Here is a 20,456-nt window from a genome sequence, read left to right as displayed (position 1 = left end):
TTCACTGTTAGGAAAGTTTCCTATTGGCAAAACGAAAGGTAGGCCCGGTTTCGGCAGAGCGTCAAGGGGGCCCGGCGGCGCGGCAGCCAAGTCGTTATCAACGGGGTCGGCTGCGCCGCGCAGGTGCGGGCAGGCGAACGGCCCCCGGCGGGGCCGGGGGCCGTTCATGGACGGGAGGGGGACGCCGGGCGGCGGCTGGCGCCGGTTTTCTGCGGCCCTCAGCGGAGCGGACGGATCAGCGGTCTCCCGCGCTCGGCGGCGGGACGGACACGATGCCCGGGGGCTCGGGGGAGCCCGCCGGCTCCTGGGCGGCGCCCTCGGACGGGGAGGGGCCCTCGCCCGTCTGGCCGGCCTCGGAGACCGTCACCTGCGGGGCGCCGCCACTGATCGCGATGCCCTCGCGGTCGAACGCCCGCTTGATCCGCCAGCGCAGCTCCCGGGCCACACCCGCGGCCTTCCCCGGCATCGTCTTCGCCTGGGTCTGGATCACCACGAACTCCGTGCCGACCGACTCCAGGCCCATCACCCGCACCGGCTCCCACAGCGCCTCGTCCCACGGGGCGTCCTTCGACATCTCCTCCGCGGTCTGCGCGATCACCGTCCGGGCCCGCTCCAGGTCCTCGCCGAGGCCCACCTGCACGTCCACCACGGCCGTCGCCCAGCCCTGGCTGAGGTTGCCGATCCGCTTGACCTCGCCGTTGCGCACGTACCAGATCTCGCCCTGGTCGCCGCGCAGCTTCGTCACCCGCAGCCCCACCTCGATCACGGTGCCGCTGGCCACGCCCGCGTCGATCACGTCACCGACGCCGTACTGGTCCTCCAGGATCATGAAGACCCCGGACAGGAAGTCCGTGACCAGGTTGCGGGCGCCGAAGCCGATCGCCACCCCGGCGACCCCGGCGCTGGCCAGCAGCGGCGCCAGGTTGATCTTCAGCACCGACAGCACGGTCAGCGCGGCCGTGCCCAGGATCAGGAACGACGCCACGCTGCGCAGCACCGACCCGATCGCCTCGCTGCGCTGCTTGCGCCGCTCCGCGTTGACCAGCAGCCCGCCCAGCGCCGCGCCCGCGGTGGCCAGCGCGCCCCGGTTCATCCGGTCGATCATCCGGCTGATGGTCCGCCGCACCACCCCCCGCAGGACGACCGCGATCACCACGATCAGCAGGATCCGCAGACCCGCGTTCAGCCACCCGGCCCAGTTGTCGTCGATCCAGCTGCCCGCCTGCACGGCGGTGTGGGGAAAGGCTTGGAGTGTCGCGCCGTCACGGGGCGTCGCGGTGGACAAGGTAGGCAACCTCCGGGGAGAACGAAGCCTCCACACTAACGAAGGAACGTTGTGGTCTCGTTGCCGTGATCACCGCACGAAATGCCGCGCCGCGGGGGAAGAACCACAGGTGTGGCCCAAAACACCCTCGGTCCGTTACCCGGGCATGGTGGCGCCGTGGGCCGCCTTCCGGAGAGACTGAGACAGATCGTCCCGGCGCGAGCCACGCGCCGCCGGCGTTAAAGGAGGCATCCGTGCCGCATGTCCTGGTCCTGAACGCGTCGTACGAGCCGCTCGGCGTCGTACCGCTCCGCCGCGCGCTTGTCCTCGTGCTCAACAACAAGGCCATATGCCTAGAGGAATCCGGCGCCTACCTGCACAGCGAGACCCAGGCGCTGCCCGCGCCGAGTGTCGTGAAGCTCACCAAGTTCGTCCGCGTCCCGTTCCGGGGCTCCGTGCCGCTGACCCGCAGGGCGCTGTTCGCCCGCGACGGCGGCAAATGCGCGTACTGCGGCGCCGCCGCCACCAGCGTCGACCACGTCATCCCGCGCAGCCGCGGAGGCCAGCACGCCTGGGAGAACGTGGTCGCGGCCTGCAGACGGTGCAACCACGTCAAGGCCGACCGCCATGTGGCGGAACTCGGCTGGCGGCTGCGCCATCAACCGGCGCCACCATCCGGCCTGGCCTGGCGGATCATCGGGACCGGTCATCGGGACCCGCGGTGGCTGCCATACCTGCAACCGTTCGGCGCGGATGACGCCCTGGCCCGGATCGACGGCATATCAGCCTGAGATCCGGGCTCAGCTATTTCCCGGGGCAGTACCCCTGACCTGGCGATTCGTGACCCCCGCGGCGGGAGCGCGAAGCGCGAGGGCGGGGGTCGCGGCGTCGTCGGTCTGGCCGACGAGCAGCACCCGGTCGCCGAGCGGGAGGGCGAAGTAGGGCATGACGCAGGGGTTGCCGAGGGCGGGATAGCGGTGCCCCGCGGCGCACGTCGCGGCCTTGTCGGGCGCGCCGAACGCCGCGAGCACGTCCGCCGCGGCGCCGTGGACGTGGATCAGGTAGTCGGCGGTGCCGTCGTGGGTGCCTGCGGTGGCATAGAAGCCGTCGTCGCCGGCGGCGGCGAGCGCATAGACGTTCAGCCCGGAGACCGGTGCGGAGCCGCCAGGCAGGTGTCCGATCACGCGCAGGGCGTGCGGAGGCTGTCCCGGGGGGATCACGAGCAAGTCGGCGATCGTGGTCTTACCGTCCAGGAGCGCGTAGGTCGTTCCTGAGCCGTCCACGGCACCGTCGCTGCCTCCGTCCGAGGGCTCGCCGGCCAGTAAGGTCGTGCGCCCGTCTTTCACGGACCAGACCTGGTCGGCGTCCAAGACCACGAGTGAGCCGTCCGGGCGAACTCCGATCGGAACTGGATAGGTGAAGCGGTGTCCGGTGGGCAGAACCGTGGGGGTGCTGTGACCGTCCACACGCAGCAAGCCGCCCTTGCGCCCGACGGCCAGCACACCGTCCGGCAGGGCAGCCAGCCCGAGCGGGATCGCGGTGGATTCGATGGACGCGAACCGGCTGACCGTGCCCGTGGACGTGAGGCGCAGTATGTCGATCGGCTGTCCGGAACCGCTGTCCATCACGTAGGCGTTTCCCTCCTGGCCGGAGGTGACGTGACTGAGGGCCGGAATGTCACTGACATCGCGCTGCAGCTCGAAGCGGCTGTCGAGGCCGTCCAGGTCGAATGCCGCCACCGTGCCCGGCGCCGGATCGGGCAGCCCTTTGGTCTCGTGCTTACCACCGCCGCCCGAGCAGCCTACAAGCAGTCCGACGAGAGCACCGAGCGCGCCGATCCGCTGTGCGGCCCGCCCGCGCTTCCTACGAGCCACTGACGTCCCCTTCCTGGGTGTCGAACCCGCCTTTGAACTGGGCAAGGTAACCGTCATAGCTGGACTGGTCGCCCGCCCACGTATTGAAGGTGGAATCCTTGTTCGCATTCGGCATGATGGTCTTCGTCTTCGGGTCATACCACGAGACGTGGCCAGTTGGAGGTTTCACCTTGCCCGAGCGGACAAGGCCCTGCGCCACGGCCGGAGAGAAAGACTTGTACTGGTCGCGCGCATCGCCCTTGTTGAGCGCTTCCTGGGAAGCCGCGTTCCCCGTGGAGAACGGGTCCTGCGTGGGTGCCACGATCGTCCGGCCGATGGTGGCGAGGTTCTGGGAGTACTTGAGCCCCTTGGCCAGCGCTTTCCCTGGCGGACTGGGGACGAAGCCGAACAACAGGCCCGCCGTGTTGAGGAGGGTGAGATTGCGCTTGTGGTCCTCGTCGATCTGCTGCGCCTGGCTGTACTTGACCGCGACCTTCGCCTTGGTGAACAGCCCCGCGGTGTTGCCGATGGTGAGTAGGTCATGATCAGGATCCGGCCCGGCGGCCGCCTCGGACACCTGCTCGTGGAGGGTGGTGTCGAACATCGCGGCGGCATCCGGATTGCCCTTGACGAACAGCTGCATCACGTTCTCCAGGTCGGTGGAGTTGGACCCGAGACCGTGCAACTGCGCGTCGTAGCCGTGCGTGTGGGAGGCGGAGTCGGCGGTCTTGATCGTACTGCCGAGGTCCTGAGCCCACGTGCCGGTGATACCGGCCAGCGCCATGGAGGTGGCCTTGGGGTAGTCCGGGTAGTCCTGCCGGTAGCCCTGCTTGTGCTCGTTCTCGTTCTTGTCGAAGAAGATGTCCTTCTCCTTCGCGGCGGCTGTCAGGATGTTGTCGGCGGCCTGCCCCGACTGGTCGATATGGGCGGGGCTGCGGTCGGTGGCCGCGAAGTTGAGGATGCTGCCGACCGGGCCGGACTCGTCGATGTCTCCATTCGGGCCCGGAGTCTGCCATGTGTGGTCGACCAACTGCTGGGCGTTCTTCAGGCCGAAGCCATCGGGTTTGGTGAGCAGGTCCCGTGACGCCTGCGCGTTCTGGGCGAGGGCCCTCATGACGGCCAGGGACGGGTCGTTCGCCATGATGGCGCTGGTCAGCCCTTGGCCGTGGTCAGGGTTGCTCATCGACGGGTCGAGGCCGATGTCCTGGTACCAGGCGTGGGGCTGCGGGCCGCTGTACGGGCTGGCGCCGTAGCCGTACCACGAGCTGCCCCCGGCCTGCGGGGTATAACCGGGCCGCAGCCCGCCGGGCCCCGCCTCCTGCTTCGCGCGCCATGCCAGCATGCGCGTACCGGCATCGGACAGCACTGTGGGGTTCCAGGCGTCGCCGGGCGGCCCGTACTCGAAGAGCATGCCGGTGGACCACACCGAACTGTCGGGCGGATCGATCAGCGGCGCGAGGTAGTTCGGCGCGGGCCGGGGGTAGTCTCCCTTCACTGCCAGAGTGGACATCACCTGGGTGGCCTTGCCGAACTGCGCGAGCGTCCGCTGCGACTCCTTGCTCAGCGGGAACCCCTTCTCCGCGCTGTCCTTGTCCAGCAACGAATTAGCCACCTGGGTCGAGTCAGCGATACCTCCGGCCCGCATGAAGGCGGTCATATAGGCCGAATCGCCTTGGTGGTCGGCAAGCGACTGGCCCATCTGGGAAATGATCTCTCGCGATGCGGCGTCTTTGGGATGGTCCAGTGCACTCTTGAGTGCCGCAGCCTCCTGCTGGGCCTCCTGCGCCGAATTGATGTCTGCGGTGTCCCAGGGGATGTTCACCCAGTCGCCGTTCGGAGAGCAGTAGGCGGCTCCGTTCGGCTGGCGCAGAAGGTTGAGGGCTTCGTCGGCGCGCAGCGCCATTTTCTTGGCGTCATCGCCTACTTGCACTGCCTGTTGATGGAGCTGGCTGATGTTGAGCGTGCCACCCCACTCGTTGAATTTACTGCGTGTGGTCGGTGCGACCCGGGCGAGCACGTCTGCGAGATCTTTCAGTCGGTTCGCCAAGACCCGTAACTGATGCGGATCCACCCCTGCAAAATCGCTCATCGCTGTCCTCCCCCAAGTGTTGACGTACAGTCAATCCACCGTATGACGTGAACTGTGCGGTGTCTGAGACGTCACGCGTGCCCGTGGTACTTCCGGTCGCTGGCGGCCTGGTCTTTCTGGGCCTTGGCGATCAGTCGTTGTTCTTCTGCTGGGAAGCTGTCAAAGAGCCGGCTTAATGAAGTCATTCGCCCATTGAAGTCCGAAGCCCACATATCAGCCGTGGCGCCCACCCATGTCTTGGCGCCCATCACATCATGAACCTTCTTGATTGCCGTTCGGATGTCGGAGACGTCGGACTCGATCTTCCCCATGTCCGTTCGACACAGATTCTCTTCATTGGGTGTGCTCACGCGCGACTCGTCCTCTCTTTTCATCACGCTGCCCCTGCGGGGTCGTACCGCCGCCGCATGCGGCGAGGGGGAGGGGCGCCGCGGCGGTCAGCCCGACGGCGGGCACCGTGCATCGGGTCACGGGTGAGCCCCCTGTGTCACTCGGGCGTCATCCTGAGGCGCGACGCCACTGTGTTGGTGCATCGTCACTCTATGCGTCACGTCGAACAGTTGAACCGGCTTTGCTCAATTGCAACCGAAGTCGTATGGCGTCCGTAGCAGGCGACGGCATCGTGTACAAACCCCGCTGGGCAAACGAGCCGGCTCGGCCGGCTCACTCGCTGGTTGTCTCCGCCGGCTGTCACAGCCGGCGGGGCGGCGGTGTCTTCATGGCACATACGGCAGACGTCCGCGGGCGTCGGAGGAGGACATCATGGCGGTACGCGTTCCCAAGGCGGAGCTTCCCACTGAGCTCAGCGAGAACATGGTCAGGCTGCTCGGCGCGGTGCCGGAGCCCGTCGAAGTGATGTGGAACAGTCCGGTGGTGGCTACGTCCAACCTGGAGTTCTCGTCGAAGGTGGGCGAGTGGGACGCGGCTGACGCGAGCCTGAAGTCGTTCGCGCACATGGCGGTCGCGGCGAAGGTCGGATGCAGCTGGTGCCTGGACGTCGGCTACTTCCAGGCGGGCAACGAGAAGCTGGACCTGGCCAAGGCCAGCCAGGTGCCGCGCTGGCGGGAGTCGGAGGTGTTCAGCCCGCTGGAGCGTGACGTGCTCGGCTACGCCGAGGCGATGTCGGACACGCCGCTGACCGTCACCGACGAGCAGTACGCGAGCCTGCTCGACCAGCTCGGGGCGGCGGCGCTGGTCGAGCTCACCGCGTTCATCAGCTTCGCCAACATGGCGACCCGGTGCAACATCGCGAACGGGGTCACGTCGCAGGGCTACTCCGACGCGTGCGAGACCCCGCTCGCGGCGCGCCCCGCACCCTCCACCGAGCCCGGCACCGAACCCGGCACCGAGCCCCGCGCGGGGTCGCGCCCGTGACGGAGAACGCGTTCGTGGCCCACCGCAGCCTGCTGTTCACGGTCGCCTACGAGATGCTCGGGTCGGCCGCCGACGCCGAGGACGTCGTGCAGGAGTCCTGGCTGCGGTGGGCGGACGTCGACCAGGCGCAGGTGCGCGATCCGCGGTCGTACCTGGTGCGGATCGTCACCCGGCAGGCGCTGAACCGGCTGCGGACGCTGTCCCGGCGGCGCGAGGAGTACGTCGGCGAGTGGCTGCCGGAGCCGCTGCTGACCAGCCCTGATGTCGCCGAGGACGTCGAGCTCGCGGAGAGCGTCTCGATCGCGATGCTCACCGTGCTCGAAACGCTCGGACCGGTGGAGCGGGCGGTCTTCGTGCTCCGCGAGGTCTTCGACCTGCCGTACGGCGAGATCGCCGAGGCGGTCGGGAAGTCCGCCGCCGCGGTACGGCAGATCGCCCGGCGGTCCCGCGAGCACGTGGCGTCCCGCCGGCCGCGGGTGCCGGTGAGCCGCTCCGAGCAGCAGGCCGTGGTCGAACGCTTCCTGGCGGCGCTGCACACCGGACGCCTGCAGGACCTGATCGAGGTGATGTCCCCCGACGTGATCCTGACGGCCGACGGCGGCGGCCTGGCCCCGGCGGCCCGCGAGCCGGTCCACGGAGCGGCCCTGGTGGCCCGCATCCTGGCCCGCACCCACCACCACCCCCAGCCGCCCCCGCTCCGGGTCACCCCCGTACACCTCAACGCGTCCCCCGCCGCCCGCATCGAGATCCCCGGCGAAACCCCGTCAGCAATGACCCTGTCGGTGGCCAACGGCCAGATCACCCACATCTACCTGATCCGCAACCCCCAAAAACTCACCCACCTGACCCACCCCTCCCCCCTGACCCGATAGCTCGCGCTCCGAGGGGCCGGGCCTCAGCAGTCCGCCGGGGGGATCGGGACGCCCCGGCGGGCCAGGAGGGCCTTCAGGGACTGGATGATCGGGAAGACCTCGTTGTTCAGGTCGGCGCCCTGGGTTTCGTACGCGCGCTGTTCGGCCTCGACGATCACCCGGTCCTGGCCGAATATGCCCTCGGTGAAGAGGGTGATCACCGGCCACAGCAGGTGGATCACGCCGGGGATCGGCGGTTTCTGGATCATGATCAGGCCGTAGGTGTGGTTGTGGTGCTGGGCCCGGTCGGTGGGGACGTACGCGTTCCACAGGTCGAGGGCCGGCGGCTCCTCGCGCTTGCCGTCCGTCCAGTAGCGCAGGGTCTGGTACGGGTAGCCAGTGCGGATGGTCATCAGGTCGGCGTACTTGTCGTCGTTGCCGCTGCCGATGATCAGCCGCTCACCTAGCGACTGCTTGCCCTCGGTGCGGGAGAAGGAGTAGTCGGCCTCCAGCCAGTCCTCGCCCTCGCGGACGTCCAGCAGCTTGGCCCGGATCCGGCCCATCAGGCTGCGGTGCAGGAACTGGTGGTTCATGTCCATCAGGTTCTCGTGCATGAACGAGTAGTGGCAGGCGATGTCCCGGTCGAGCACCCGCGTCTTGTACCGGCGGTCGCCGAACGTCGGCAGCTCGGGCACCGGGGTGACGTCGGCCAGCTCCTGGTTGCCGGGGAAGACGAACACGAAGCCGTACGCCTCGCGGCAGCCGTAGCCGCGCACCCCGTTGGGCAGGGTCCTGCCCCGGTCCAGGTACGGGATGCTCACGCACGCCCCGCTGCGGTCGTACGCCCAGCAGTGGTATCCGCACTGCAGCTGCTCGCCCTTGACCACCCCCATGCTCAGCGGCACCTGCCGGTGCGCGCACCGGTCCTCCAGCGCGTACGGCGCACCCCCGTTGTCCGGCCGCACGAGCACGATCTCCGTGCCCGCGAACTTCACCGCCAGCGTCTTCCCCGGCTTCAGATCACGTGACCGGGCGAACGGATACCAGAAGTCCGGGTCGAGCCCGGTGGTCCTGGTCTCGGGGACATCCCCCTCCGGGGCCACATCGCGGTATTTGCGCAAGCGAGGCTTAGTTTCCGGGAGCGTCATATCCCCGAACGTACCGGCCGGTTCTCACCCCTTCCGGCGTCCGGTCAGGTAACGACTTGGTCAAATCTCCCGCCGCAGGTCGTCTCCGAAGGCTGCCGCGACCTCGGCATGCCTGACGACCTTCAGCAGGTCAGCGGTCCTGAAATAGCCCATTGTGTCGTCGCTCCAGGCGGCCGGGCTCTGCCGGTCCCCGAGCCGCCGGCGGCAGTCCGCCAGCACCGAACGCTCCTCTGCCGTCAGCAACCCACCGGATTCGAGGCAGGCGGCGACGCAGCGTTCCAGCTCCGCGGCGACCGGATCGCCGGCGGCGAGCGTCCGAAGCTGGTCGCGCCGGAACGACAGCGCGTGCAGCGCCCCCTCCCGCGGCGCACCCGACCACCACATCTCCACGTAGGGGTTCCGCCCGGCCCGCGTCGGCCGGCGTTCTCCCCGGCCCTTGGCGAGCCTCCGCAGATCGTCGAACGCCCGGAGCTCGGCATGCCACGCGTGTCTGCTGCTCTCCAGCACGTCCAGCGCGCGCGGCAACGCGCCCTCGTCACGGCTGAAGCGGCCCGCCTTGGCCTCCAGGAAGCTCAGCGTCGCGTGGAAGCCGATCGGCCGGTACAACTGCACGCAGGACCGGAGCCGCGTCACCCGCCGGTCGTAGGGCAGCGCCTCGTCGCGGACCGCTCTCGCGAGGTTGTTGAAGCTCACCCGCCGGAGGCTAACTCACCCTGGGCGGCGGCAGGTTCCACCTGAGAGGGCGGGGCCGGAGGGCAACCGCGTGGGGGGTTCGGTCGTCCACTTTGTGGGGACGGGGGACGAGGAACGGGGAGGGGGCGGGGATGGCGAGCGATGTCGTGCTTGGGGTGTGGTCCGTTGTGGCCGGGGGGTTCGGGGCGTTCTGCGCGGTGCGGTATCTGGTGCGCGGGCCCTGGCGGCGGCGGGGGGTCGCGCGGGTGCTGCGGGTGTGGGAGCCGGCGGCGGGGGCGGGGTGGTCGAACGGGGTGCCGGCCGAGATCGGGTTCGTGGATCCCGGCAGCCGGCGCGAGCTGCTGGGCGTCACCAAAGGCGGCGGCGGCAGGGCCGGGAGGCTGGCGGCGGCCTGGCCGGGGCGCGAGGTGGTGGCCTTCGGGCGGGTCAGGCGGCCGGACGACTTCCGGGTCGCCGACCAGCCGCCGCCGCTGCTCGACGCGAATCTCTCCGGCCTCGGCGCGTCGTTGATCCTGATCGCCGCGTCGTGGGGCGCCCGTGCCCTCCTCGGCCTCGACAACCCCGTAGGAGCGATCGGGACGTCCTCCGGGGTGGTGGTGGCGGTCCTGATCGCGGTCGGGGTGGTGCACGGGAGCCGCGCCGCCCGCCGGCGCCGGCACCTTCTCGCCACCCCCGAGCAGGTGACCGCGCGCGTGATCGACGTCAGCGAACGCCGGGACCCGGCCAAGGACCTCGGCGAAAAGTTGACCACCCCCGTCCTGGCCTTCAGCACGGACGACGGCTTCGACGTCACCGTCGCCGCCACCTACAAGACGGCGACCAGTACGCTGCGGCCCGGCGACCAGGTGATGCTGCGGCACGCCGCCGCGGACCCGTCGGTCTACGCCGTCGAGGACCGGATCGCGCTCGCGGCCGACGCCTCCCCGGAGGCCGCCTTGCCGGAGGCCGCACCCGGTGGCGGCCACGGCGGCCACCCGCTCGACAAGACCCTGGTGTGGGTACGCGCCGACGGCATCCGGCTGCGGGCCGACCGGATCACCGCCGTCGAGGTGTCGCCGGACGGCCTGCTCCTGCACGCGATCGGCCGCGAGACCGCCGCGCGGCTGACCGTCGAAGGACCCCAGGACGCGCAGCGCCTCGAACGCCTCGAACGCCTCGCGGACGAGCTCCTCGGCCTGATCGAGTCCCCCGGGACCCCGCGCCGGGCGGGCGTCCTGATCGCCTTCCAGCCCGCCGCCGCCCACCGCGACGCCGCCTTCACCGTGCTGCCGCTCGCCGCCCCGGCCCCCTCCGGCCGACCCGCGGACCAAATCCCCACCCCCGGTCCCGAGGCCACCGTGTAAGGATGGCCGTCTCACCTGACGAGAAGGAGTGGCCAACCGTGCCAGGTACAAACCTCACGCGTGCGGAGGCGCAGCAGCGTGCGCGGCTGCTCACCGTGGACGGATACGAGATCGATCTCGACCTGAGCGGCGCCCAGGAGGGCGGCACCTTCCGCTCCGTGACGACGGTCCGTTTCGACGTCGCCGCGGACGCGGGCACCGACACGTCCGGCGCCGGCCTGAGCACGTTCATCGACCTGGTCGCCCCCACCGTGCACGAGGTCGTGCTGAACGGCGCCCCCCTGCCCGCCGCCGACGTCTTCGACGACTCGCGCATCGCCCTGACCGGCCTGCGCCCCGGCCGCAACGAGCTGCGGGTCGTCGCCGACTGCGCGTACACCAACACCGGTGAGGGCCTGCACCGGTTCGTGGACCCGGTGGACAAGCAGGCCTATCTGTACACCCAGTTCGAGGTGCCGGACGCCCGCCGCGTCTTCGCCAGCTTCGAACAGCCCGACCTGAAGGCCACGTTCGCCTTCACCGTCAAGGCGCCGGCCGGCTGGACGGTGATCTCCAACTCGCCGACCCCCGAGCCGCCGGCCGACGGCGTGTGGGTCTTCGACCCCACCCCGCGGATCTCCTCGTACATCACCGCGCTGATCGTCGGCCCGTACACGTCGGTGCACAGCAGTTGGGAGGGCGACGGCCGCAGCGTGCCGCTGGGCATCTACTGCCGGCCCTCGCTCGCCGAACACCTCGACGCCGAGGCGATCTTCCAGGTCACCCGGCAGGGATTCGACTGGTTCGAGGAGAAGTTCGACTACCCGTACCCGTTCGCCAAGTACGACCAGCTGTTCGTACCGGAGTTCAACGCCGGCGCGATGGAGAACGCCGGCGCGGTCACCATCCGCGACCAGTACGTGTTCCGCTCCAAGGTCACCGACGCCGCCTACGAGGTGCGCGGCGAGACGATCCTGCACGAGCTGGCGCACATGTGGTTCGGCGACCTGGTCACCATGGAGTGGTGGAACGACCTGTGGCTGAACGAGTCGTTCGCCACCTTCACCTCGATCGCCTGCCAGGCCGCCGCGCCCGGCTCCAAGTGGCCGCACTCGTGGACCTCGTTCGCGAACTCGATGAAGACCTGGGCCTACCGGCAGGACCAACTGCCCTCCACCCACCCGATCATGGCCGAGATCAACGACCTGGACGACGTCCTGGTCAACTTCGACGGCATCACGTACGCCAAGGGCGCCTCGGTGCTCAAGCAACTCGTCGCGTACGTCGGCGAGGACGAGTTCTTCGCCGGTGTGCAGGCGTACTTCAAGCGGCACGCCTGGAGCAACACCCGGCTCTCCGACCTGCTGGGCGCCCTTGAGGAGACCTCGGGCCGCGACCTGAAGACCTGGTCGAAGGCGTGGCTGGAGACCGCGGGCATCAACATCCTGCGGCCCGAACTCACCGTGGACGAGGCCGGCGTCGTCACCTCCTTCGCGGTACGGCAGGAGGCCCCGGCGCTGCCGCCCGGCGCGAAGGGCGAGGCCGTGCTGCGCCCCCACCGGATCGGCATCGGCGCGTACGACCTCAAGGACGGCAAGCTGGTCCGCGGCTCCAGGATCGAGCTGGACGTCGAGGGCGAGCTGACCGACGTACCGTGGCCGGCCGGCACCCCGCGGCCCGACGTCATCCTGCTGAACGACGACGACCTGTCGTACGCCAAGGTGCGGCTGGACGAGCAGTCGCTCGCGGTGGTCCGCGACCACGTCGGCGACTTCACCGAGTCGCTGCCGCGCGCGCTGATCTGGGCGTCGGCCTGGGACATGACCAGGGACGGCGAACTGGCCACCCGCGACTACCTGGAGCTGGTGCTGCACGGCATCGGCAAGGAGACCGACATCGGCGTGGTGCAGTCGCTGCACCGGCAGGTCAAGCTGGCGCTCGACCTGTACGCCGACCCGGCGTGGCGGGAGACCGGGCTCGCCCGGTGGACCGAGGCCACCCTGCGGCACCTTCGGGACGCGGCCCCCGGCAGCGACCACCAGCTCGCCTGGACACGGGCGTTCGCCGCGACCGCCCGCACCAAGGACCAGCTTGACGTGCTCGCCGGGCTGCTCGGCGGCACCGAGAGCATCGAGGGCCTGGCGGTGGACACCGACCTGCGCTGGACCCTGCTCGGCCGGCTCACCGCCACCGGGCGGGCCGACGAGGCCGCCATCGACGCCGAGCTGGCCCTCGACCCGACCTCGGCGGGCGAGCAGCATGCGGCCTCCGCCCGGGCCTCGCGGCCGAGCGCGGAGGTCAAGGAGGCGGCCTGGGCGTCGGTCGTCGAGGACGACAAGCTGCCCAACGCCGTCCAGGAGGCGGTGATCGGCGGCTTCCTGCAGACCGACCAGCGCGAGCTGCTGGCCGCGTACACCGAGCGGTACTTCGGCGCGGTCAAGCAGGTCTGGGAGTCGCGCAGCCACGAGATGGCCCAGCAGGTCGTCATCGGCCTGTACCCGACGCTCCAGGTCTCGCAGGCCACCCTGGACGTGACCGACGCGTGGATCGCCGCCAACGACCCGGCACCGGCGCTGCGCCGGCTGATGATCGAGTCCCGCGCGGGCGTGGAACGCGCCCTGCGGGCGCAGGCGGCCGACGCGGCTGCCACGAGCTGACACCGGCCGGCACCGGCCGGCAGCGGCCGCGCAGGCGGCCCGACCGGCACATCACCGGCAACATCCGTGGCCCGGGCGCTCACCGCGCGCCCGGGCCACCGGATGGCGGGCGCCAGTGCCAAGATGCCGGTGTGACCGACTTACGGGTGACCCTCGCCCACACCTCGCAACTCTCCGCGGCCGAGCTGGCGGCCGTCCGCGCGCTGCTCGACGGCGCCTTCGCCGCGCGCCCGGGCGGCGGCGACTTCACCGACGCCGACTGGGACCACTCGCTCGGCGGCATGCACGCCCTGGCCCGGGACGGCGCCGAGCTCGTCGGCCACGCCTCGGTCGTCCAGCGCAGGCTGCTGCACCGCGGCCGGGCGCTGCGCACCGGGTACGTCGAGGCCGTCGCCGTACGCGCCGACCGCCGCGGGCAGGGCTACGGGGCCGCGGTGATGGACGCCGCCGAGCGGGTGATCCGCGGCGGCTACCAGCTCGGCGCACTCAGCTCCGCCGAGGCGGCGACCGGCTTCTACACCGCCCGCGGCTGGCAGCGCTGGCGCGGGCCGACGGCCGCGCTCACCCCGGCCGACGGGGTGCTGCCGACACCGGACGAGGACGGCTCGATCCACGTCCTGCCGCTGCCCGGCACCTCGCTGGACACCACCGGCGGCCTGACCTGCGACTGGCGGGACGGCGACGTCTGGTGACCGCGCAGCCCTGACGCGGGTGCGCCGACCTCGTCCGACCTCGTCCGATCTCGGCCGGTTGACGCCCGCCGGCCGGCCCCGCTGTCGGCCCGGCCGCCCGGCGTGCCGGGCTCAGACGGTCAGCTCGGCCGGCTCGGTGACGGGCGCCCCTCCTGCCGCGCCGGCCGCCGTACCGGCGTCCGCGCCACCCTCGATGCGGGGCTGCGGGCGCCGGTGCACGGCCGGGGTCGTCGGGGTCAACTCGACCACGGACGCGGGCAGATGGGCCTCAAGGCGGAGGAACGCGGCCGCCGCCGTCACCGAGAGCGCGGTCAGCAGCAGCCAGGGCAGCTCGGACCCGGCGGCGTACAGGGCGGTGAACAGGGACGGCGCCAGGGCGGCGGCCAGCGACCAGGACAGCTGGTAGGCGGCCATGTACCGGCCGCGCAGCGGTTCCGGGGCCGCGGCGACGGCCAGCGAGCCGGCCGCCGGGCTGTGCACCATCTCGCCCACCGTGTACAGCGCGACCAGGGCGAACAGCGCGCCGGCCACCACCCAGCCGTCCTGCGGCCGCAGCGCGCCCAGCAGGGCGAGCCCGGCGAAGGACGCGCCGAAGAGCAGCGCGCCGAGCGCCGCGGAACGGGTGCGCCGGGCGCCGGTCCTGCGGGCCCGGGCGGCGATCGCCACCCCGCCGACGCCGCACAGCACGGTGTTGACGGTGAACGCGGCACCGGTCAGCGACTGCGGGCCGTGCAGCCTCCCCGCGATGAACAGCGGGAAGAGCACCGAGAGCGCCGAATAGCCCAGCGCGGTAAGGAAGTTGATGCCGGTCAGGGCGAGGAACGGCCGGTCGGCGAAGACCACCCGGTAGCCGGCGGCCTGCCGCGCGGACCCGGTCCCGGGGCCGCCCTTCGGGGCGCCGCCGTGGACGGTGCGGACCCGGCGCATCAGCAGGAACGCCACCGCGAAGCTCAGCGCGTTCAGCCAGGCGGCCGCGGTGAAGCCGCGGTCGCCGGCCAGCGTGATCACCAGCGAGGCGAGCAGCGCGCCCGCGCCCATCCCGCCGTTGCGCAGGGCGCGCGACGACGCCTGGAGCCGGTCCCGGTCGATGCCGAGGGCCACCTCGCCGATCCTGGCCTGCTGCACCGCGGGGAAGGCGCGGTCGCCGAAGGCGGTGCCGAGGGCGACGGCGGCGAAGGCGGGCAGCGCGGTGGCCAGCGGGTAGAGGGCGAACCCGGTACCGCGGACGACGTAGAGGACGAGCTGCACCCGGCGGGCCCCGTACCGGTCGACCGCCGCGCCGGCCAGCGGCAGCGCGGCCATGCCGAGCAGCCCGACGGCGGTGAGGACCGCGCCGACCACGGCGAACGACAGGCCGGTGATGTGGTGGAAGAACACCAGGTTGAACGGCACGTACATGCCGGAGCCGACCGCGTCCACGGCCATCGCGCCGAGCATCGCCCGCTCGCCGGGTATCCGGCGCTCGGACGTGCCCGCCTTCGAGGTGGTGGTGTGCTTGCGGAACAGCATCGTGCGCCCCCGGGACGGAGTAGGTCGTTAGTAAGTAGCTTAGTCGTAAGAGACTTAGAGTCAAGCAACTTTCTTGCCGTCGAGCGGACAGCGCCGGATACTGAGGGCATGGAGCAACGCGACGCCGTGGACGCGATCACCGGCCAGTGGAACACCGAGCGGCCGGAGCTCGACACGCTCCCGATGGCCGTGTTCGGCCGGATCTACCGGATCGCCCGGCTGATGAGCGAGCGGATGGAGAAGGAGTACCAGCGCTACGGGATCGGCACCGGCGAGTTCGACGTCCTGGCCACCCTGCGCCGGGCCGGCGACCCGTACACGCTCTCGCCCCGGCAGCTGTCCGCGACGCTGATGCTCACCACCGGCGGCATGACCGGCCGGCTGGACAAGCTGGAACGCGCCGGGCTGCTGGAGCGCGCCCCCGACCCCGACGACCGGCGCGGGCTGCGGGTCAGCCTGACCCAGCGGGGCCTGGCGGCGATCAACGAGTCGGTCGGCGCCGGACTGCTCGTGCAGAAGTCCGTCCTGGACGCGCTCGGCGAGCAGGACGCGGAACGGATCTCCGACCTGCTGCGGCAGCTGCTCGCGTCGCTGGAGCACCCGGCGGCCGGCTGAGCGGCCGGGCAGCACTGAGCCCCCGCCGGACCTGGCGGGGGCCTGAACGGGCCGACGGCCTGCTGTACGCGGGGCCGGCCGCCACGGCGTGCCGACTTCGCGCGTGCGGCCGTACCGGGATCAGCTGTCGCTGTGCGGCTTGCGCGGCCGGTCGGTCAGGATGACGCCGCCGGCGATGATCGCGAACAGCACGATCGGGCAGGCCACGAACAGGCCGAGCGTCTGCAGGACGCTCAGGCCGGAACCCGGGTCGTCGCCGTCGTCGCGGGCCACCGCGAAGGCGGGAGACGAGATCAGCAGCATCAGCGTCGTACCGGCGGTGATGACTCCGGCGCGCACGGCCATCTTGTTGAGCTTCTTGTCCACGCCCTCAATGTAGTGACCACCCGAGCGGCACGCGCGCCCGGGGTGTCTTTACGGCCGCCCGGGCGCGTCGCCGGGCCCGGCCGGCTCGGCCAGCGCCCGCCGGACCTCCTCGGCCAGCGCGTGCAGCCTGGGGGAGTCGGCCAGCTCCTCCAGCGTCACCGGCGTGCCGTCGGGACCGGCCACCGGCAGCCGCCAGTTGGGGAACTCGTCCGACGTGCCCGGCAGGTTCTGCGGCCGGCGGTCGCCGATCCCGTCCGGCAGCCACACCCCGATCATCCGGGCCGGCGTGGCCGCCAGGAACCGGTGCACGGCCCTGACCACGGCCTCCTCGTCGGCCGCGCCCTCCGGCAGCATCCCGAGCCGGCCGAGGAACGCGATCCACTCCGCGACCTCGGCCGCGTCCGCCGCCTGCTCCTCCGCCAGCGGCCGGGTCAACAGGCCGAGCCGGTGCCGCAGTTCGACGTGCTCGCCGGTCAGCCGGGCCGCCGTGCTGGGCAGATCGTGGGTGGTCGCCGTCGCCAGGCACGACTCCCGCCAGGCCGACGGGGGCAGCGGCTGCGGGTCGGCGGCGGCGTAGTCGCGTTCGAACCACAGCACCGACGTACCCAGGACGCCCCGGTCGGCCAGCTCCTCGCGGACCCCCGGCTCCACCGTCCCCAGGTCCTCGCCGATCACCACCGCGCCGGCCCGGTGCGCCTCCAGGGCCAGCATGCCGAGCATCGCCTGCGCGTCGTACCGCACATACGTGCCCTCGGTCGGCGGCCGGCCCTCCGGCACCCACCACAGCCGGAACAGGCCCATCACATGGTCCATCCGCAAGCCGCCCGCGTGCCGCAGCATCCGGGCGATCAGATCGCGGTACGGCGCGTAGCCGGTGGCGGCCAGCGCGTCCGGCCGCCACGGCGGCAGACCCCAGTCCTGGCCGCGGGAGTTGAACGCGTCCGGCGGCGCCCCCACCGACATGCCCTTGGCCAGCACGTCCTGCATCGACCAGGCGTCCGACCCGGACGGGTTCACACCCACCGCCAGATCGTGCACGATGCCCAGCGGCATCCCCGCGTCCTTCGCCGACCGCTGCGCCGCCGCGAGCTGACCGTCGGTCAGCCAGCTCAGCCAGCAGTGGAAGTCCACCCGGTCCAGATGCTCGCTGCGGGCCCGCGCGACCTGCGCGGACCGCGGATCGCGCAGCCCGGTCGGCCAGGAACGCCAGTCGGAGCCGTGCAGTTCGGCGAGCGCCGACCAGGTGGCGTGGTCGTCGAGCGCCTGCCCCTGCTCGGCCAGGAACCCCTGGTAGGCCGCCCGGCGCCCCGGACTCATCGGCACCCCGCGCACCAGCGCCAGCGCCTCCGCCTTCAGGGCCCACACCGCGTCCCGGTCGATCAGCGCGCCCTCCACCAGCACGGATTCGCGCAGCGCGGCGGCCCGGCGCAGCAGCTTCTCGGCCTGCTCGCGGGCGTCCGGCGCCAGGTAGGCGTACTCGGGGATCTCCTCGATCCGCAGATAGACCGGATCGGGGAAGCGGCGGGACGACGGGCTGTACGGGGACGGGTCCGTCGGATGGCCGGGCACGGCCGCGTGCAGCGGGTTGATCTGCAGGAACCCGGCGCCGAGGGTACGGCCGGTCCAGGCGGCGAGGTCGGCCAGGTCGCCGAGGTCGCCCATGCCCCAGGAGCGGCGGGACAGGGTGGAGTAGAGCTGCGCCATGAACCCGTACGTGCGGGTGGGCGGCCCGGCCAGCCGCTCCGGCGCGACGATCAGATCCCCCCGGGCGGTCCGCCCGTCCCCCGTGGCGGCCCGCAGCGCGTACGCCCCCGGCGCGTCCGGAGTGCGCTCCGACCCCCCGTCCACGGTGAGCCGCGTCCCCGCCGGAAGCCCGGGCAGCGCCTCGCGCAAGGTGCCCCGGTTGGCTCTGAGTACCGTGACCGGGGGGAGCAGCCGGTGGGCCGCGCGGAGTTCGTACGCCGCGATGGCGTCCTTGACGGCGCAGTGCGTGGTGGCGTCCACGCCGAGGGAGGCGAGGACGGCGATCACGGTGTCGTCCGAGACCTTCACTTCGGCGCCTGGCGCTGGCCGATACGTGACATCCACGCCGTACAACGCGGCCAGCCGCACCCGTTCCATCCACCCTCCATCTTCTCCCCGACCCCGCCAGCCGGACCCCCTCACCCTTACCCCGCGAGCGGGATCCCTACCCGGCTCACCATCTGCCCGGCGGGGTGCCCCGGCTCCGCCGGGCGGGTGGGGGAGGTCGTGGTTCGCTCCTGGTGAGTGAAGCTGTCACGTTTCCGGGCTCCGGGGTGGGTGGGGGAGGTGGTGGTTCGCTCCCGGTTACCCCCGGGTGGGGTTTTCGCCCCGGTGGGCGGTGCCGGTTCGTTTTCACGGCTGGGCGCCGTGCCTGCCGTTTTTCCCACCGCCCCACCCGTGCGAGTGCGTCCTTGGGTGCGGGTCTTCTGGTGGGTGGGGTCGGGGCCGGTCCGGGGCACCTCCTCGGGCTGTTCACGGAACCGGGGTGAGTTGTGCTCCCCGTGTTGTTCGCAGCCCTGCGGGGGCACCCCGGACCGTCCCCTCCCAGGCCGGACGGCGGCTTGAGGCCGCTGGGGGTGATCGGTGGGGGCGGGGGTCCGTTGTCAGGTGACCGACCGGGGAGTGGAAACCGACCGTCCGACGTTCAATCCAAAACCCTCACCCCCCGGAAGAAAGGAGGGCTACAGGGAACGTCACGCGCTGGAGTGCGGGAGCAATCGGCTAGAACGACACCGCGCGGTGGCCACGAGATACGACAAGCTCGCGGTTCGCTACGAGGCGACAGCACTGGTCGCCGTCATCAACGAGTGGCTGTGACCGAACCTTTGACATACGCCCTAATCCCACCAGAACCACCAGTCGGATCGCCCCACCAAACTGGCCGCGTAGTCAGGAAACGTCGTTGGCGGGTCGTCGACGACACTCTGCGCGGTGGACAACAGGTGCTCGCACGCCAGGACTTCCGCGTCCCGCAGATTCTGGGGCGGCCGGGCGACCGAGACACGCAGCGAGTTCCTGCAGGCCGACACCACCTGCGTGCCAAACCGCTCCTCCCAGCTGCGCAACAAGGCACACAACAGAGACACCGGGGCCTCCGACGACCACTCCAGGAGCGCCGGGAGGTCCGCGCTGCGCCGTGCAGGGACGAGTGCAAGGCGGCAGTCTTTGAGCTCATGCCACTCCGCGTGAACGAGGCGGGCGACCGTGCGCCCAGCTGCCTGCGCCGGTGACGGGATGCCGGCGGCCACCGCTACCGGCGGCGCCAGTCCGGGCCAGTTCTCAAACGGCGGCCCGGGATCGTGTGGCCAGGGCTCGACTCCCTCGGGAACCTCCTGGGGTGTGGGGTTCGACCAGAACGGTAGCCTCTGCCGCCGGTATGCGACGAAGTCGGCCGCCAATACCGCCTCCAGGTGAATCGCATCCTCCTCGGCCAGTTGTGACCGAGCGGGCGAACCAGGCCAGCACAGCAGCGGGAATAGTTCTGTGACTTCCTGCTTCTCCAGCAGAAGGCCCCACAATCGCTCGATGTCCTCGGGCAGCTCGTTCGAGATCCATATTCCCGCCGAACCAGGAGGCTCGGAGCGTCCGGGAGGCAAACCGTCAGGCAAGGTGAACGTCACGGCCCGACGGTAAACCTTGCCACCGACAATCAAGCCACCACCGGCGGGGACGGGCAGGGCGCGCAATGCCCCATCAGTAACCCGCACCCGACAACGAACCCCCGCAACCCACCAGTCACCCCCCAGCGGCCTCAAGCCGCCATTCGGCCTGGGAGGGGACGGTCCGGGGTGCCCCCGCAGGGCTGTGAACGACATGGGATCCGCAATTCACCCCGGTGCCGTGATCAGCCCGAGGAGGTGCCCCGGACCGGCCCCGACCCCCACCCACCAGAAGACCCGCACCCAAGGACGCACCCGCACGGGCGGCGCGGGTGGGAAAACCGGCAGGCACGGCGCCCAGCCGGGGAAACGACCCGCACCACCCCGGGGGGTGGGGGTG

The 20,456-nt window shown here is 71.2% G+C and carries 17 protein-coding genes; 7 read left to right on the top strand and 10 right to left on the bottom strand.

The genetic code is table 11. The annotated features are described in order from the left end of the window. Positions 1-235: 235 nt before the first annotated feature. A complete protein-coding gene (locus ACQPW6_RS10965; protein WP_433889385.1) occupies positions 236-1,285 on the bottom strand; it encodes a mechanosensitive ion channel family protein in 1,050 nt (349 codons plus the stop codon). A gap of 233 nt (positions 1,286-1,518) precedes the next feature. Here ACQPW6_RS10965 and ACQPW6_RS10960 point away from each other — a divergent pair, with 233 nt between their 5' ends. After that, entirely contained in the window at positions 1,519-2,055 is a 537-nt protein-coding gene (locus ACQPW6_RS10960; RefSeq protein ID WP_433889384.1) for an HNH endonuclease, read from the top strand. Positions 2,056-2,064: 9 nt separating this feature from the next. Here the strand turns inward: ACQPW6_RS10960 and ACQPW6_RS10955 are convergent, their stop codons facing one another. The 3 genes from ACQPW6_RS10955 to ACQPW6_RS10945 form a co-directional block, all read right to left on the bottom strand. Continuing rightward, the gene (locus ACQPW6_RS10955; protein ID WP_433889383.1) at positions 2,065-3,138 is read right to left on the bottom strand and encodes a hypothetical protein; all 1,074 of its coding nucleotides are present in this window, start codon (positions 3,136-3,138) and stop codon (positions 2,065-2,067) included. Then, positions 3,128-5,206, bottom strand: coding sequence for a hypothetical protein (locus ACQPW6_RS10950; protein ID WP_433889382.1), 2,079 nt, complete (start codon positions 5,204-5,206; stop codon positions 3,128-3,130). The genes ACQPW6_RS10955 and ACQPW6_RS10950 overlap by 11 nt, the downstream gene beginning before the upstream one ends. Before the next feature lie 71 nt (positions 5,207-5,277). Then, entirely contained in the window at positions 5,278-5,556 is a 279-nt protein-coding gene (locus tag ACQPW6_RS10945) for a hypothetical protein (protein ID WP_433889381.1), read from the bottom strand. A 412-nt stretch (positions 5,557-5,968) separates the two neighbouring features. On the opposite strand from ACQPW6_RS10945, the gene ACQPW6_RS10940 reads away from it, so the two are divergent. Further along, on the top strand, positions 5,969-6,580 hold the full coding sequence (locus ACQPW6_RS10940) for a carboxymuconolactone decarboxylase family protein (protein WP_433889380.1): 612 nt from the start codon (positions 5,969-5,971) through the stop codon (positions 6,578-6,580). Continuing rightward, positions 6,577-7,452 (top strand): RNA polymerase sigma-70 factor, encoded by an 876-nt coding sequence (locus ACQPW6_RS10935; RefSeq protein ID WP_433889379.1) that lies wholly within the window; start codon positions 6,577-6,579, stop codon positions 7,450-7,452. Before ACQPW6_RS10940 ends, ACQPW6_RS10935 begins: the two co-directional genes overlap by 4 nt. A gap of 23 nt (positions 7,453-7,475) precedes the next feature. On the opposite strand, the gene ACQPW6_RS10930 is transcribed toward ACQPW6_RS10935, so the two are convergent. Together ACQPW6_RS10930 and ACQPW6_RS10925 are read right to left on the bottom strand one after the other, a co-directional pair. Further along, positions 7,476-8,552, bottom strand: a complete 1,077-nt coding sequence (locus ACQPW6_RS10930; RefSeq protein WP_433889378.1) for a Rieske 2Fe-2S domain-containing protein — start codon at positions 8,550-8,552, stop codon at positions 7,476-7,478. 87 nt (positions 8,553-8,639) lie between these two features. Then, positions 8,640-9,272: a hypothetical protein gene (locus tag ACQPW6_RS10925; RefSeq protein WP_433889377.1), complete on the bottom strand. Its 633-nt coding sequence runs from the start codon at positions 9,270-9,272 to the stop codon at positions 8,640-8,642. Positions 9,273-9,403: 131 nt separating this feature from the next. Here ACQPW6_RS10925 and ACQPW6_RS10920 point away from each other — a divergent pair, with 131 nt between their 5' ends. From ACQPW6_RS10920 to ACQPW6_RS10910, 3 genes are all read left to right on the top strand, one after another. Next, a complete protein-coding gene (locus ACQPW6_RS10920; protein WP_433889376.1) occupies positions 9,404-10,615 on the top strand; it encodes a hypothetical protein in 1,212 nt (403 codons plus the stop codon). A 38-nt stretch (positions 10,616-10,653) separates the two neighbouring features. Further along, positions 10,654-13,251 (top strand): aminopeptidase N, encoded by a 2,598-nt coding sequence (gene pepN / locus ACQPW6_RS10915; RefSeq protein ID WP_433889375.1) that lies wholly within the window; start codon positions 10,654-10,656, stop codon positions 13,249-13,251. Positions 13,252-13,382: 131 nt separating this feature from the next. After that, positions 13,383-13,943, top strand: a complete 561-nt coding sequence (locus tag ACQPW6_RS10910) for a GNAT family N-acetyltransferase (RefSeq protein ID WP_433889374.1) — start codon at positions 13,383-13,385, stop codon at positions 13,941-13,943. A gap of 111 nt (positions 13,944-14,054) precedes the next feature. Here the strand turns inward: ACQPW6_RS10910 and ACQPW6_RS10905 are convergent, their stop codons facing one another. Then, positions 14,055-15,452: an MFS transporter gene (locus ACQPW6_RS10905; RefSeq protein ID WP_433889373.1), complete on the bottom strand. Its 1,398-nt coding sequence runs from the start codon at positions 15,450-15,452 to the stop codon at positions 14,055-14,057. Positions 15,453-15,560: 108 nt separating this feature from the next. On the opposite strand from ACQPW6_RS10905, the gene ACQPW6_RS10900 reads away from it, so the two are divergent. Then, positions 15,561-16,067 (top strand): MarR family winged helix-turn-helix transcriptional regulator, encoded by a 507-nt coding sequence (locus tag ACQPW6_RS10900; protein ID WP_433889372.1) that lies wholly within the window; start codon positions 15,561-15,563, stop codon positions 16,065-16,067. A gap of 120 nt (positions 16,068-16,187) precedes the next feature. Here ACQPW6_RS10900 and ACQPW6_RS10895 read toward each other — a convergent pair whose 3' ends face one another. The 3 genes from ACQPW6_RS10895 to ACQPW6_RS10885 form a co-directional block, all read right to left on the bottom strand. Beyond that, a complete protein-coding gene (locus ACQPW6_RS10895) occupies positions 16,188-16,433 on the bottom strand; it encodes a hypothetical protein (RefSeq protein ID WP_433889371.1) in 246 nt (81 codons plus the stop codon). Positions 16,434-16,481: 48 nt separating this feature from the next. After that, positions 16,482-18,554 (bottom strand): 4-alpha-glucanotransferase, encoded by a 2,073-nt coding sequence (malQ, locus tag ACQPW6_RS10890; protein ID WP_433889370.1) that lies wholly within the window; start codon positions 18,552-18,554, stop codon positions 16,482-16,484. Positions 18,555-19,294: 740 nt separating this feature from the next. Then, positions 19,295-20,077 (bottom strand): DUF4253 domain-containing protein, encoded by a 783-nt coding sequence (locus ACQPW6_RS10885; RefSeq protein ID WP_433889369.1) that lies wholly within the window; start codon positions 20,075-20,077, stop codon positions 19,295-19,297. Positions 20,078-20,456: the final 379 nt, after the last annotated feature.

This window comes from Streptomyces sp. CA-111067 (assembly GCF_050956065.1).
Taxonomy (GTDB): Bacteria; Actinomycetota; Actinomycetes; order Streptomycetales; family Streptomycetaceae; genus Actinacidiphila.
The sequence above is the reverse complement of the archived record's forward strand: the minus strand, read 5'-3'. Positions and strand labels throughout refer to the sequence as shown.

What these genes read in the sequence shown, in the direction of transcription:
- ACQPW6_RS10950 (WP_433889382.1), bottom strand. Translation starts at nt 5,206, where the DNA reads ATGAGCGATTTTGCAGGGGTGGATCCGCATCAGTTACGGGTCTTGGCG.
- ACQPW6_RS10940 (WP_433889380.1), top strand. Translation starts at nt 5,969, where the DNA reads ATGGCGGTACGCGTTCCCAAGGCGGAGCTTCCCACTGAGCTCAGCGAG.
- ACQPW6_RS10920 (WP_433889376.1), top strand. Translation starts at nt 9,404, where the DNA reads ATGGCGAGCGATGTCGTGCTTGGGGTGTGGTCCGTTGTGGCCGGGGGG.
- ACQPW6_RS10905 (WP_433889373.1), bottom strand. Translation starts at nt 15,452, where the DNA reads ATGCTGTTCCGCAAGCACACCACCACCTCGAAGGCGGGCACGTCCGAG.
- ACQPW6_RS10900 (WP_433889372.1), top strand. Translation starts at nt 15,561, where the DNA reads ATGGAGCAACGCGACGCCGTGGACGCGATCACCGGCCAGTGGAACACC.
- malQ (WP_433889370.1), bottom strand. Translation starts at nt 18,554, where the DNA reads ATGGAACGGGTGCGGCTGGCCGCGTTGTACGGCGTGGATGTCACGTAT.